Source organism: Vibrio mediterranei, from assembly GCF_900088415.1.
Classification (GTDB): domain Bacteria; phylum Pseudomonadota; class Gammaproteobacteria; order Enterobacterales; family Vibrionaceae; genus Vibrio; species Vibrio mediterranei.
Map to the genome: position 1 here is coordinate 48,505 of NZ_FLLQ01000010.1, position 14,918 is coordinate 63,422.

The 14,918-nt window shown below is 45.4% G+C and carries 11 protein-coding genes, 1 pseudogene and 1 riboswitch; of the genes and pseudogenes, 5 read left to right on the forward strand and 7 right to left on the reverse strand.

Translation table 11 applies throughout. The annotated features are described in order from the left end of the window. Nucleotides 1–25: 25 nt before the first annotated feature. Nucleotides 26–259, forward strand: coding sequence for a zinc ribbon domain-containing protein (locus VME0621_RS22125; RefSeq protein ID WP_062460677.1), 234 nt, complete (start codon nucleotides 26–28; stop codon nucleotides 257–259). Nucleotides 260–268: 9 nt separating this feature from the next. Here VME0621_RS22125 and xseA read toward each other — a convergent pair whose 3' ends face one another. Next, nucleotides 269–1,642 carry an exodeoxyribonuclease VII large subunit gene (gene xseA / locus VME0621_RS22130; RefSeq protein ID WP_062460681.1) on the reverse strand — a complete coding sequence of 458 codons (1,374 nt, stop codon included), beginning with the start codon at nucleotides 1,640–1,642 and terminating at the stop codon, nucleotides 269–271. A gap of 207 nt (nucleotides 1,643–1,849) precedes the next feature. Here xseA and guaB point away from each other — a divergent pair, with 207 nt between their 5' ends. The 3 genes from guaB (at nucleotide 1,850) to VME0621_RS22145 (ending at nucleotide 5,794) form a co-directional block, all read left to right on the forward strand. Continuing rightward, nucleotides 1,850–3,313 (forward strand): IMP dehydrogenase, encoded by a 1,464-nt coding sequence (guaB, locus tag VME0621_RS22135; protein ID WP_006072553.1) that lies wholly within the window; start codon nucleotides 1,850–1,852, stop codon nucleotides 3,311–3,313. 153 nt (nucleotides 3,314–3,466) lie between these two features. After that, a complete protein-coding gene (gene guaA, locus VME0621_RS22140; RefSeq protein ID WP_062460684.1) occupies nucleotides 3,467–5,020 on the forward strand; it encodes a glutamine-hydrolyzing GMP synthase in 1,554 nt (517 codons plus the stop codon). Nucleotides 5,021–5,200: 180 nt separating this feature from the next. Continuing rightward, nucleotides 5,201–5,794, forward strand: a complete 594-nt coding sequence (locus VME0621_RS22145; protein WP_006072549.1) for an acetate uptake transporter — start codon at nucleotides 5,201–5,203, stop codon at nucleotides 5,792–5,794. Nucleotides 5,795–5,928: 134 nt separating this feature from the next. On the opposite strand, the gene VME0621_RS22150 is transcribed toward VME0621_RS22145, so the two are convergent. From VME0621_RS22150 to thiD, 6 genes and pseudogenes are all read right to left on the reverse strand, one after another. Further along, complete coding sequence (locus VME0621_RS22150; protein WP_065311739.1) at nucleotides 5,929–7,476, reverse strand: alanine/glycine:cation symporter family protein; 1,548 nt, start codon at nucleotides 7,474–7,476, stop codon at nucleotides 5,929–5,931. A gap of 328 nt (nucleotides 7,477–7,804) precedes the next feature. Further along, nucleotides 7,805–8,467, reverse strand: a complete 663-nt coding sequence (gene tenA, locus VME0621_RS22155) for a thiaminase II (RefSeq protein WP_062460689.1) — start codon at nucleotides 8,465–8,467, stop codon at nucleotides 7,805–7,807. A gap of 8 nt (nucleotides 8,468–8,475) precedes the next feature. After that, a complete protein-coding gene (locus tag VME0621_RS22160) occupies nucleotides 8,476–9,423 on the reverse strand; it encodes an ABC transporter substrate-binding protein (RefSeq protein WP_062460692.1) in 948 nt (315 codons plus the stop codon). Between the two features lie 18 nt (nucleotides 9,424–9,441). Beyond that, a pseudogene (locus VME0621_RS22165) lies at nucleotides 9,442–10,155 on the reverse strand (ABC transporter permease); the annotation flags it as partial. A gap of 89 nt (nucleotides 10,156–10,244) precedes the next feature. Then, complete coding sequence (locus VME0621_RS22170) at nucleotides 10,245–10,985, reverse strand: ABC transporter ATP-binding protein (RefSeq protein WP_062460698.1); 741 nt, start codon at nucleotides 10,983–10,985, stop codon at nucleotides 10,245–10,247. Then, nucleotides 10,982–11,803 (reverse strand): bifunctional hydroxymethylpyrimidine kinase/phosphomethylpyrimidine kinase, encoded by an 822-nt coding sequence (thiD, locus tag VME0621_RS22175; RefSeq protein ID WP_062460701.1) that lies wholly within the window; start codon nucleotides 11,801–11,803, stop codon nucleotides 10,982–10,984. The genes VME0621_RS22170 and thiD overlap by 4 nt, the downstream gene beginning before the upstream one ends. 70 nt (nucleotides 11,804–11,873) lie before the next feature. Further along, nucleotides 11,874–11,975, reverse strand: a riboswitch (TPP riboswitch). 340 nt (nucleotides 11,976–12,315) lie between these two features. Between thiD and VME0621_RS22180 the strand changes: the two genes are divergently transcribed. Further along, nucleotides 12,316–14,841: a glycosyl hydrolase family 18 protein gene (locus VME0621_RS22180; protein WP_062460704.1), complete on the forward strand. Its 2,526-nt coding sequence runs from the start codon at nucleotides 12,316–12,318 to the stop codon at nucleotides 14,839–14,841. Nucleotides 14,842–14,918: the final 77 nt, after the last annotated feature.

The following is a 14,918-nucleotide window of genomic DNA, read 5'->3' on the forward strand; positions in this document are numbered from 1 at the left end:
ACATCTACTAATATTTAGGTGAGATATGAACTTCGCAGACAACGAGTGCCCAGATTGCAAGATCGCTTTATATTGGGACGGTCAGTATTTCTGTAAACAATGTACTAAACATTTTGTCAAAATTGGTTATTGCCCAGATTGCCAAGCTGAAATGGAAAAGCTTCAGGCGTGTGGTGCTGCTAACTATTTTTGTAACTCATGTAATGAACTAAAGTCTAAATCTCGAGCGAGGTTTGAATTCCAACCAATAAAAGCTTAGTGAGCTTGGCTAGCTAGGTTTGATATCGGTAACGGTCGAGACAAGAGTGCCATGCTCTACCTGAGTCGTCATTGTCGAGCCTATTTCTACCGAATCTGCATGAGAAATGACTTTCCCATCCTCGTCTTGAGTAATAGAGTAACCACGCTTCAATGTGGCAAGTGGACTCACCGTGTCAAGCTTACCAACTGTTAATGCAAATTTATGCTTAGTTGAAGAGAGTTGACGTTGCATCGCTTGTTCTAGTCGACTTTCTAATTGACTTAATCGGTGCGATTGTTGCGCCAGACGAGTAACAGGTGACTGTAACTTCAGTCGATGCAGCTTGTTGGTTAACCTTAGAGTCTCTTGAGATAACCTTTGCTTCATTGCGGCGTTAAGGCGGTACTCAAATTCATCCAGTCGTTGACTTTGGCGCTGCAAATGATGTTTAGGGTGTTGATTGCTTAGGTCTTGCATCAACGAGGACAAGCGCTGCTTTTGCTCTGACAGATAAAGTCGAATGACGTTTCTCAGGCGCTGCTCTCTAGTGATCAGTGACTCATGTTTATGAGAGGTATCATTGCTGACTAGTTCTGCGGCTGCACTTGGTGTCGGGGCGCGCACATCAGCGACGTAATCAGCGATAGTGACGTCAATTTCATGTCCGACTGCACTGATAATTGGTATTTGGCTGGCGGCAATGGTTCTAGCGACGATTTCGTGGTTGAAGCACCATAAATCTTCAAGGGAGCCTCCGCCTCGTCCTACGATTAACACATCACACTCGTTTCGGCTGTTTGCTCTGCCAATCGCTTGAGCAATCTCAATCGCAGCGTTATCTCCTTGAACCGTCGTCGGATAAATAACCACAGGTAAGGAAGGATCACGCCTTTTCAAAACATCTAAAATATCAAATAAAGCAGCGCCCGTTTTGGAGGTAATGATACCTACACGTTTTGGGTGGCTGGGCAATGGTTGTTTTAGTGTTTGAGCAAACAAACCTTCTGCAGCAAGTGACATTTTCAGCTTCTCAAACTCTTGCTGAAGTCGACCATCCCCCTCGGGTTGCATTGACTCAATGATGAGCTGATAGTCACCTCGCGGCTCATAGAGTGAGAGTCTTGCTTTAACTAGTACTTGATTTCCATTAGCAGGTTTGAACGTTACACGGCGATTATTACCACGAAACATCGCGCATTTCACTTGAGCGCGAGAGTCCTTAAGAGTGAGGTACCAGTGACCAGAGACAGGTGCAGAAAAGTTAGAAATTTCGCCGACTAACCACACTATCCCCATTTCATTTTCTAGCAACAAACGAACTTCAGAGTTCAGGCGTGACACCGTGTAAATGTTTTGATTACTAGACGTAGAATTAGAGCTTGATCGCGAGGATAGGGGCACAGCTAATCTCAAAGACGTGGGTATGGAAATTAGCGGCAATATAATACATATCAAGGGGGTAAATGCAAATAAAAAATATAAAAATGTGTAGCCAAGCGATTTCGTCGGGCGTATAATCCCACCGCAATATCTAATCCAAATGACCTTATTATGCGAAACGATAAGGGCGGATTATTCCTTCAACTCCTCTATTGTGAGATATTGCAAATGCTAAGAATTGCCAAAGAAGCGCTGACGTTCGATGATGTACTACTCGTTCCAGCTCACTCCACCGTTCTCCCAAACACAGCCGATCTTCGCACTCGGTTGACGAAGAATATCAGTTTGAATATTCCAATGATCTCTGCGTCTATGGACACAGTGACGGAAGCGCGTCTAGCGATCGCGCTTGCCCAAGAAGGTGGCATTGGCTTTATCCACAAAAACATGTCTATTGAGCAACAAGCTGAGCAAGTACGTCTTGTTAAGATCTTTGAAGCTGGTGTAGTAACAAACCCTGTTACTGTTCGTCCAGAAGCAACGATTGCTGATGTAATGGCGCTAACTGAAAAGCATGGCTTTGCAGGTTTCCCTGTTGTTACAGAAACGAATGAGCTTGTAGGCATCATCACTGGCCGTGATGTTCGCTTTGTTACTGATTTAAGTAAGAAAGTAGAAGTAGTAATGACGCCAAAAGCGCGTCTAGCATCAGTAAAAGAAGGCGCTTCTCGTGAAGAAGTGCAAGAAGAGATGCACCGTGCACGTGTTGAAAAAGTGTTGGTCGTAAACGATGAGTTCCAACTTACCGGTATGATCACTGCAAAAGACTTCCACAAAGCAGAACGTAAACCAAACGCATGTAAAGATGCGCAAGGCCGTCTGCGCGTAGGTGCTGCTGTCGGTGCGGGCGCGGGTAACGAAGAGCGCGTAAAAGCTCTAGTTGAAGCTGGTGTTGATGTGCTTTTGATTGACTCTTCACACGGTCATTCAGAAGGCGTTTTAACTCGCATTCGCGAAACACGTGAAGCGTACCCAGATCTCGATATCATTGGTGGCAACGTAGCTACGGCTGCTGGCGCGAAAGCATTGATTGAAGCGGGTGTTAGTGCCGTTAAAGTTGGTATTGGCCCTGGTTCTATTTGTACAACTCGTATCGTTACAGGTGTTGGTGTTCCTCAAGTTACAGCGATTGCTGATGCTGCTGGTGTTGCCAACGAATATGGTATTCCAGTCATCGCAGACGGTGGTATCCGCTTCTCTGGTGATATCTGTAAAGCAATCGTTGCTGGTGCATCATGCGTGATGGTTGGCTCTATGTTTGCTGGTACTGAAGAAGCACCTGGTGAAGTTATTCTTTATCAAGGCCGTTCTTATAAGGCTTACCGTGGAATGGGTTCTCTTGGCGCCATGTCTCAAGGTTCATCGGACCGTTATTTCCAATCAGATAATGCTGCGGACAAGCTTGTTCCAGAAGGTATCGAAGGTCGCATCGCCTACAAAGGTCGCCTAAAAGAAATCGTTCACCAACAAATGGGTGGTCTTCGTTCAAGCATGGGTCTAACAGGCTCTGCGACTATCGAAGATATGCGCACTAAAGCAGAGTTCGTACGTATCTCTGGTGCTGGCTTAAACGAGTCACACGTACACGACGTTCAAATCACTAAGGAAGCACCAAACTACCGTCTAGGTTAATTACCCATAGACTGTAGTGATAACGTTGAGGGTCACAATTGACCCAGGTAAGTCTAAATCTTACGTAAACGTTTGCTTTTTTCCTTGATGCATAGATGTGAGGCGGGTAAACTCGCCTCCGTTCTCAATACTTAGCTTATAAGATTGCCCAAAATGACGAAAAATATTCATGACCAACGAATTCTGATTTTAGACTTCGGCTCGCAGTACACACAATTAGTAGCACGTCGTGTACGTGAAATCGGCGTTTACTGTGAACTATGGAGCTGGGATGTAGAAGAAGCGGATATTCGTGAATTCAACCCAGACGGTATTATTCTATCTGGCGGCCCTGAGAGTGTAACAGAGGAAAATTCTCCTCGTGCTCCTCAATACGTATTTGATTCAGGCGTTCCTGTTCTTGGCGTTTGTTACGGCATGCAGACAATGGCTGAGCAGCTTGGTGGCCGAGTAGCAGGTTCAAACGAACGTGAATTTGGCTACGCACAAGTTAAAGTATCTGGTGACTCAGCGATTTTCAAAGATCTTGAAGCGACTCAAGACGTTTGGATGAGCCACGGCGATAAAGTTGTAGAAATTCCAGCAGATTTCGTAAAAGTTGGTGAAACGGACACTTGCCCGTACGCTGCTATGGCGAATGAAGAGAAGAAATACTATGGCGTTCAGTTCCACCCAGAAGTAACGCACACTAAACAAGGCCTGCAAATGCTAGAGAACTTTGTTCTTGGTGCATGTGGCTGTGAGCGTTTATGGACATCAGAGTCTATCATCGAAGATGCTGTTGCTCGTATTAAAGAGCAAGTAGGCGATGATGAGGTTATTCTGGGTCTATCTGGTGGTGTTGATTCATCGGTAGTTGCAATGCTTGTTCACCGCGCCATTGGCGACAAGCTGACCTGTGTATTCGTTGACAACGGCCTACTTCGTCTTAACGAAGGCCAGCAAGTGATGGAAATGTTTGGCGATAAGTTCGGCCTAAACATCATCAAAGTTGACGCAGAAGAGCGCTTCTTGACTGCACTTGAAGGCAAATCTGACCCAGAAGAGAAACGTAAAACAATCGGTCACGTGTTTGTTGACGTATTCGATGAAGAGTCTAAGAAGCTTAAAAATGCGAAATGGCTAGCACAGGGTACAATCTACCCAGATGTCATTGAGTCAGCTGCTTCTAAAACAGGTAAAGCTCACGTTATTAAATCACACCACAATGTGGGTGGTCTTCCTGATGATATGGAAATGGGGCTTGTTGAGCCACTACGTGAATTGTTTAAAGATGAAGTGCGTAAGATCGGTCTAGAACTAGGTTTACCATATAACATGCTTTATCGTCACCCATTCCCAGGACCAGGCCTCGGTGTTCGTGTTCTTGGTGAAATCAAAAAAGAGTACTGTGACTTGCTGCGCCGTGCTGATGCTATCTTTATTGAAGAACTGCACGCTGCAGATTTGTATAACAAAGTTTCTCAAGCATTTACCGTGTTCCTACCAGTTCGTTCGGTAGGTGTTATGGGTGATGGCCGTAAGTATGACTGGGTAGTATCACTGCGTGCTGTTGAAACCATCGACTTTATGACGGCTCATTGGGCACATTTACCATATGACTTCCTAGGTAAGGTCTCGAACCGCATTATCAACGAAGTTGAAGGCATTTCACGTGTGGTTTACGATATTTCTGGTAAGCCACCAGCGACCATCGAGTGGGAATAATCTCCGATTGTTGTTATTAAATTATGAAACCGGCGCAAGCCGGTTTTTTTATGCATGCTAATTAATATCTGCAAATTATCAATCTTAGATTGCAAATAACGGATCTGCTCAATGTCACAAATATCGATTAAAATTTTTCTATAACTTTTACCACTAATTTTTAATCGAAGGCTCTTTTACATGTCGAACAAACTCGCAAACCCTGCGCCACTTGGCCTAATGGGTTTTGGTATGACTACCATTCTGCTTAACATCCACAATGCAGGTTTCTTTCCGATTGATTCAATGATTCTTGCTATGGGTATTTTTTATGGAGGTCTTAGCCAAGTGTTTGTTGGCATGATGTGCTTTAAGCGTGGTGACACTTTTGGCACTACGGCATTCACGTCGTACGGCTTATTCTGGTTAACGCTAGTGGGTATTATCGTAATGCCTTACATGGGTCTTCCTGCTAGCCCTGCGAAATTTATGGGTTGGTATTTACTGCTATGGGGTGTGTTCACTGGCTTCATGTTCATTGGTTCACTTTGCTACCCAGTGGCTAAGCAAGTGGTCTTTGGTTCTCTGACTATCCTATTTTTCTTGTTAGCAGCGCGTGATTTCTTCGGCAGCGAATTGATTGGCACTATTGCCGGCTTTGAAGGTATCTTCTGCGGCGCGAGCGCGATTTACTTCGCTATGGCTCAAGTACTTAACAACGAATATGGTCGTACGATTCTCCCTATCGGTGAGAAAAAAGCGCCAGCAATGAACACTCAAGAAGTGGCTGCATAATTTAAGTTTCATTCATTCGGGAACAATGAATGATAAAAGGGGTAGCTAAGCTACCCCTTTTTTTATGCGACGAGCATGTTTCATATCATCCCTGCACAGGCAGAGACCTACCCAAAGTGAACATCAATTCTTAATTAAGATATCTGTGTCTGAGTGGATGCGGAACCCGCCTCTTGAGGCGCTTCAGGCTTTTTACCTGTTTTACGCTCGTAGCGACCTTCCCAGTAGTCTGCACCTTTAATACCAAGTGCGACAGGGTTGAATGTGTACTCTTCTACACCTTGCTCTTGCTGTTTCTCATAATCTTTGAGCGCAATGATTGCTGGTTTGGCAATAAAGAAGATGATCAAAATGCCCACGATGTTTAGCCATGCCATCAGACCAACACCCACATCACCCATTGCCCAAGCAAGGTTAGCCGCTTTCACTGTTCCATAAAACACAGATGTGATTAGCACAAGTTTCAAGATGAACATCAAGCCGTTGACTTTAAAAGTACGGCGAATGTAAGCGATATTTGTCTCTGCAATATAGTAGTACGCCAGAATGGTCGTAAATGCGAAGAAGAATAGTGCAAATGCGATAAATAGCTTACCAACACCAGGCATTGTGCTTTCGATAGCTAACTGAGTAAACGCAGGACCATTAGCTCCAACGGTTTCGGCAAGGTTTTGTACCAAGAACGTACTCTCAGGACCATGAACGTTGTACGCACCTGTGATAAGAATCATAAATGCTGTCGCAGAACACACTAGAAGCGTATCAATATAGATAGAGAAAGATTGCACTAAACCTTGTTGTGCTGGGTGATCAACGTTTGCTGCTGCAGCTGCATGTGGACCAGTACCTTGGCCTGCTTCGTTAGAGTAGACGCCACGTTTTACACCCCAACCAATTGCCGCGCCGAAGCCTGCCATTGGAGTAAATGCATCGCCAATAATCATACTAACAATCCCCGGTACTTCACCGATGTTAAGCAGAATAATCACGAACGCAATGATGATGTACGCTAGCGCCATAAATGGCACAACGATTTGTGTGAAGTTTGCGATTCGTTTTACGCCACCAAAAATGATGAAGGCAAGAATGACGGAAATAACTGCACCAGTGAAAATTTTAGCAAAACTGATGGTACCGATAGCAGTGTCAATCATAGCGCCTGTGCCGAATGCGGTTTCTACTGCATTACCAATGCTGTTCGATTGAACACCCGGTAGAAGAACACCACAAGCGAAAATAGTCGCAATAGCAAAGATCCATGCGTACCATTTTTGTCCCATCGCTTTTTCTATGTAATAAGCTGGGCCGCCACGAAATTGCCCTTCATCTTCTTCTTTATAGATTTGAGCGAGCGTGGATTCGATATAGGCTGTTGCTGCGCCAAAAAACACAACCATCCACATCCAGAAAACTGCGCCTGGACCACCAAAACCAATAGCCGCAGCGACACCGGCAATATTACCCGTACCAACGCGACCAGAAAGTGAAACCGCTAAAGCTTGAAATGAGGAGATCCCTTTTTCTGAGCTTTTACCGGAAAGTAATAGACGCCACATTTCGAAGAAATGACGCACCTGTACAAAACGAGTGAGCACTGAATAAAAAAGGCCAGCACCAAGACACAAGTAAATTAGAGCGGGACTCCAGATTATCCCGTTTAAAAAATCAACCAAAGACTGCATAGTTCTTCCCTGTAAAGCTGGGGTAGCTTTTGAAACTCAGCGACTGATGTTCTGATTGTTCGAAAGCTATTGTTGATACCCACCGTTTCCCAATCGTCCTTGCTTGCACGAAAAGCATGAGAAAGCTGAGCGCGAAGTGTTTGAATTTATAAAACACTTCGCGCATCCTACCTAAGTTTGTTGCAAATGTTAAGGTTGGATGTAAATATTGTGTTAACACGTGATGGCAGGCACAAAATTTTAAATGCGGGTTGTTTGTGTGATATTTGTTTGTTAATTGCTTTCTTTGAAGAGATAAAAAAAGCCGACCTAAATAGTCGGCTTTAGATTAGGCGGCATCTAAGCCTTGTTGCCAAAAGGCAATTTCCATGCGAGTTGCCGTTTTAAACACATGTATGATCTCTTGTGCTCTCTGGCTTTGCAGGTCAATGTCTTTTAGTAGCACGTCTAATCGTTTGATACTGGTTTGCACTCCTGACTGGAATTCTTCGCTGCCATACAATTCTATCCAACTACGATAGGGGTTATTTTCTAGCATGGTATCGGCGCTTTTGAGTAAGTTGTCACCGATAACAGCATAGCCGATGGCACAGGGTGCTAGTGCAGCATAAAGATCAACTAATTCGCCCGTCATTCCTGCATCTAGAACATATCGTGTGTACGCCACGGTACCAAAATCTTCGACTTCCGCTTCCATATCTGCTTCTGTGACTCCCCACTGCTGGCAATAAGCGACATGGTGGCCAATCTCAGAATTTAATAGTGCCTCAACACTTGGTACCGCTTCGCGCATTTGAGCAAGTGTTTTGGCTTTGTAGATGGCTAGTGCATAAGCGCGAGCGTACTGCTTTAAGAATAGAAAATCCTGCTTCAAATAGTGTAAATACGCCTGCTGAGCGAGAGTCCCCACCGCTAATTGCTTGACGAAGTCATGTTCGGTGTAAGCCAACCACTCTTGTTGGCAAGCGTTAATTAAGTCTTGATGGTTCATGGTCACTCCTAAAGTACAGGTACGATGGTCTCTGCTTTTGGCTTAGCGCTGATAATTTTGTGTTGATACATGAATTCGGTAAACGCATCATATTTGGTCGCATCAACTGCAGATGGTCTAAGCGCAAATCGAGTCAATGTGTCACGCCATGCTCTTTTATTGAGTTCGTTGTTTAATGTGTCTGGTGCGTAGGCAACAAACTCATTCCAAGAAGTTGTTGGGTGATTCACTATGTAAGTGGTGGCCTTTTCAATCGCACGGTTGAATTTTAGGATGGCTTCTTTGTCATAACTGTTGGCATTGGCGACAAACACTAGTTCCTCATAAGTTGGGACACCGTGTTCTTCTGGGAAAAAGGCTTTTGGTTTATAACCTTCAAGTTCTAGCTGGTTGGTTTCAAAGTTTCTCAAACCACCCCAAATCGCGTCTACTTTTCCTGAAGCAAGGGAAGAGGAGAGAGCCCAGCCAACATTAATGATCTGTACTTCGTCAAATGCCACTCCCTCGGTACTGAGCATGGTACCTATGGTCGCTTCTTCGTTACCTGCGATAGCAATACCAATTTTCTTACCTTTTAGGTCTGCTAGTGTGTTTATCTTGCCATTGTCCAATACCATCATGGTATTAAGCGGCGTTGCGATCAGAGTTGCGCTGCGGATCAGTGGCAGTCCAGCAGCCACGTCGATAGTAAGGCTGGTTTGATACGAAACCGCAAGGTCGACTTTCCCCGCAGCAACCAGTTTGGCCGGTGTACTTGGGTCGGCTGGCTCTTGAATATCAACATTAAGCCCTTGCTCCTTGAAGTAACCTTTCTCTTGAGCAATGACGATAGGGCCATGATTTGGGTTAATAAACCAGTCGAGCATTAGCGTGAGTTTTTTTTCTGCAGCGTGCGCTGGCATGATGCTGGCTGTAGTTAGCAGCAGAGCCGCAGCGAGTTTGTGCATGGATTTCATGGTTTTTCCTTTTGATTGTTATTTATTTTCCCAAGGGATCAGGCGCTTAAGCCCCCAATCGGTAAAAAAGTAAAGCGCGACTGAGACGCTGGCTAAAATAAACAGCGCCGCAAACATTTCATCAATTAACATGCGAGCATTGGCTTGCAACATGAGATACCCCAAGCCCTCACTCGAACCAACCCATTCGCCAGCGACAGCACCGATAGGAGCAACTACGACGGCGACTCGTATACCAGAAGCAAGGACAGTTAGCGAGGCTGGTAAACGTATGTGCCATAGTTGGCGGAATTGGCTAGCCCCCATGGTCTGTGACAAATCCAAATAGCCCACAGGCGTATTACGCAGTCCGTCATAGCAACAAGTGGTAACGGGGAAGAAGATAATCAGTGCTGCCATGACCACTTTGGAAGCAATACCGTAGCCCAGCCACAGCATCAGAATTGGAGCGAGAGCGAACACTGGAATAGCCTGGCTGGTTATTAAAATCGGCAGGAGCCAACGTTTGACGGGCTGAAACAACAGCATTTGCAGTGCAAAGAACAGCCCCATTGATAAGCCTAGTAGGAGTCCGAGCAGGATCTCTTGTGTCGTAACCCAAGTGTGTTTGAGAAGTACATCTTGACGCTCGACCAGCTTAACGAGTACGGCCTCGGGTGCTGGTAAGATAAAACTGGGGAGTGCAAACAGCACCACGATAGCTTTCCAAAGTCCTAAGATAATCAGGAAGCTAACCAGCACTCGCAATAGTGTGCTTATCCCTTGTTTTTTCTGAGCAGCCGCCTGTCGACGGCTTTGTTCAGCGACTTGTGTTAAGACTGTCACGAGTGTCCCCCTAAATGTTCTAGGATGGATTGTTGGATGGTTGCGAATTCGCCATCGATATCTCTAGGAATAGCCGATTGTGGAGGGACGACTTTATTAAGCTGGGCGGGTTTCCCGTTCATGACCAATATTTGCTCGCCGAGCCTCAAGGCTTCTTGTGGATCGTGGGTGATCAATAACACTGTTTTGTCACACAACAACTGAGCGGCAAGATTTTGCAATTTATGTCTAGTGACGGCATCAAGCGCAGAAAATGGCTCGTCCATCAACACTATCGATTTGTCTTGCATTAAAGTTCGAGCTAATGCAACGCGCTGTTTTTGTCCGCCAGATAGTTCGTTGGGCAGAACATTCGCTTTGCTATCGAGTCCAACCTGTTCCAATAACGCCATGGCTTTGGCTTTCGTATTGGCTTCGACACGCTGACCATTCAAACGTGTGGCTAAACACACATTGTCAACAACGGTTAACCAAGGCATAAGTAAATCTTGCTGCGCCATGTAGGCTACGTTACTCGATAGCTGAGTAAGGCTAGGAACTACAGTTTTGGCGGTAAAGGTGACTTTTTCCGTTAGTAGCCCAGCGATATAGCGCAGCAACGTCGACTTCCCGCAGCCACTAGGTCCTAACAAAGCGGTCCAGCTTCCCGCTTCAAACTGTACGCTCAAGTCTGAGAATATCGGTTGAGCGTCACCTAAATAGGTGAGCGTGGCGTTTTCAATACGAATATGGTTCATCGGTTCAGCGCGTAAAAGTGGTGAACAGGACCGTGCCCCTTACCGATGTCGAGCTCATCGGCATGAGCAATCGCTTGAGTAATATAGCTTTTACCGTTAGAGACCGCTTGATGTAAGGTATTATTTTGAGCCAAGTAAGACGCGATGGCAGAACTCAATGTGCAACCTGTACCATGAGTATTCTTGGTATTGATACGCGTTGTTTCAAAGATAGACACATCATTTTGAGTAATCAGTAGGTCATTACTGCTGGAGTCAGACTCAAGGTGACCACCTTTAAGCAAAATCGCTGACGTATTGAGTTCGCGTAGCTGGTCAATCAACGCTTCCATGTCATTTTGGGATTGCGGAACTTGGGTGCCAAGTAGGGCTGCACCTTCAGGTAAATTAGGTGTGATCACTGTCGCTAAAGGTAGTAATTCCGTTTTTAACGCATCAATAGCGGAAGTTTCTAATAGCAGGTCGCCACTGGTAGCGACCATGACAGGGTCGAGAACCACATGCTTTGGCTGATATTGACGAATCTTTTCAGCCACAGCGCGAATAATACTCGCGTCAGCAAGCATACCGATCTTTACCGCCACTACATCTAAGTCGCTGAATACCGCGTCTAATTGCGCCTGCACAAATTGAGGATCAATACCGAGAATACCAGACACACCTTGCGTGTTTTGAGCGGTCAACGCAGTAATGACTGAGCACGCATAAGAACCTGTTGCTGAGATGGCTTTAATGTCAGCTTGAATTCCAGCGCCACCGCCAGAATCGGAGCCAGCGATTGTCAATACAATAGGAGTTTTAGAGGTTGATGATGTCATATCATGTTCCTTTTCAGGGTAGGAACACAAAATAGGCAGGGCAAAGATCCACTGCGGACGCAGAGTCTTAGTGCGGTGTCTATCAGTTCCCTACGCCAGTGCTAACTGAATCAGGTTCAACGGGTCTCACCACTTTGGTGATCTCAGCGAAAACGCTCCCCGACTAATGAGAAAGGACATTGTTATACAAGCGCTGGTTTTTTTCCAGAATTAAAACGTGAGCTCATCGACTTAAACGGAAAATACCTCCGAGTGCGCTTATTCTCTTGGTGAATGGGTTTGGTGTTTTTTAAGGAAGGAGGTGCCATCACAAGAATAAAATTCTGGGCACAAAGTAAAAATGTGAATGAAAATTCTTGTTACACATTGAGTATTTTTGAGTGGTGACTCGAAGTGAGTTTATTTTTTGAACACAAAATAAACCCCAAGTTCTATTAATTGTTCTCGATGTTCACACTTTTATAACAGGTGTGAGCAGCGTCATTAGACCTTTCAGGGAAAGAGAACAAATAATGAAAAATCTATTATTAGGGGTATCGGCGGTTGCTTTGGCGGTAAGCCAAAGTGTCAATGCCGCGCCAGCAAAACCCTCAATTGACGTCTGGGGCTCGAATAATCTGCAGTTTTCGAAAATCCAATTGGCTATGGAGACCACCTCTGGCTACGACCAGATGGTTCAATACAACGATCTAGCAGAGATCAAAATCACATTTAATCAGTGGAGTGGTACTACTGGAGATACTTATAACATCTACTTTGATAGCAATAAGGTGGCGACAGGGCCAATAACCGGTAGCCAAACAACCGCTACGTTTGGTTATGGTCAGGGTGGTTTGTATCAAATGCAAGTGGAAGCGTGTGATGCAACGGGATGTAGCAAAAGTGCGCCAATGGAGCTGGTGGTTGCTGATACTGATGGCTCTCATCTAGCCCCTTTGACAATGAATATTGACCCCAACAACAAGTCTTATAATACCGACCCTAATATGGTCGTCGGCACCTACTTTGTGGAATGGGGAATTTATGGACGTGACTACACAGTAGACAACATTCCGGCAGACAACCTAACCCATATTATCTATGGTTTTATCCCGATTTGTGGTCCTAATGAATCGGTGAAATCTGTGGGGGGCAACAGCTTTAATGCCCTGCAGACCGCCTGTAAGGGCATGCAAGACTTTGAAGTAGTTATTCACGACCCTTGGGCAGCGTACCAGAAAAGCTTCACTCAAGCTGGTCATGACTACAACACGCCAATTAAAGGCAACTATGCCATGTTAATGGCACTAAAGCAGCGTAATCCCGATCTTAAAATTCTCCCTTCCATTGGTGGTTGGACTCTTTCAGACCCATTTTACAGTTTTACCGATAAAGCCAATCGAGACATATTCGTCGCGTCTGTGAAACGCTTTCTCAATACGTGGAAGTTCTATGATGGCGTGGATATCGATTGGGAGTATCCGGGTGGGGATGGTGCTGCACCAGATTTAGGTGACCCAGTAAATGATGGTCCGGCTTACATCGATTTGATGAGCGAACTGCGAGCTATGTTGGATGAGCTTGAAGCAGAAACAGGCAGAGAGTACGAACTGACTTCTGCGATAGGCGTTGGTCATGACAAGATTGAAGACGTGGATTATGGCAAAGCGATTCCATATATGGATTACATCTTTGCCATGACATATGACTTCTATGGCGGCTGGAATAATGTTCCTGGACACCAAGCCGCGTTGTATTGTGGCAACTTTATGCGTCCTGGGCAATGTGATGGAACGGGTGTTGATGCCGAAGGGATTCCATACAAAGGGCCTGCCTATACTGCGGACAACGGTATTCAGTTATTGTTAGCTCAAGGTGTACCTGCGAACAAGTTGGTATTGGGTGCCGCCATGTATGGCCGAGGTTGGACTGGGGTAACACCTGATACTTTAACTGACCCCACAGACCCTATGACTGGCGTTGCGACCGGCAAGCTGAAGGGTTCAACAGCTCAAGGAGTATGGGAAGATGGTGTTATTGATTACAAAGGCATAAAAGCGTATATGCTTGGTCCAGACAACACTGGAGTCAACGGTTTTGAGTACGGTTATGATGCGATGGCTGAAGCAGCCTATGTCTGGAATCAAACAACTGGCGATTTGATTACTTTCGACGATGACCGTTCAGTGAAAGCGAAAGGTGCTTATGTTCAAAGCCTTGGACTTGCAGGCTTATTTTCATGGGAGATTGATGCTGACAATGGTGACATTCTTAATGCAATGCATGAGAGTTTAGCTGGCGGAACACCAAGCAATCGTGCACCCTTTGCCAGTGCTGGTGCAGACCAATCAGTTCAAGGCCCTGCGACAGTAATATTAGATGCTAGTGCATCACGTGATAGTGATGGCTCTATCGTAAGCTATAGCTGGGTGCAAACTGGTGGTGACGCGGTAGTTCTTGTTGGATCCGATACGGTTCAAGCGAGTTTTGATGCTCAAGAGGTCACTGCGACACAGACTTATCAGTTTACGGTGACGGTAACGGATAATGAAGGTGCAACGGCCACAGACGTGGTAATGATTAATGTCACTCCAAAAGTGACGACTCCAGATAATACTGCGCCGAACGCGGTCATTACTGGACCGACTACTGCTAGCGCTAATGAAGTTGTGGTGCTGGATGCCAGTGCATCAACAGATGCAGAAAACGATATGTTGAGTTTCAGTTGGCAGACACCCAATGGTCTAGATGTATCTGTTCTAGGCAGTTCAGTGAGCTTTTCGGCACCTAGTGTTTCTGCCGATACGAGTTATACCTTCACTGTGACCGTTAGTGATGGCTCACTAAGTACCAGTCAGACTCATACAGTTACGGTGAGTGCCGATGGACCAATTGGTGGTACTTGTGAAGATAATTGGGATGCGGCAGCGGTGTACACTGGTGGTGATCAAGTGATTTACCAAGGCCAGAACTACAAAGCCAAATGGTGGACGCAGGGTGAAGATCCTACGAAAACAGGCGAGTGGGGTGTCTGGGAAAATACCGGTGCATGCCAATAAGAAAGGCAAGAACTCAATAGCTAAATGCTAGAACCAAAATCGCCACCTAATATTAGGTGGCGATTTTCATTGAAGTA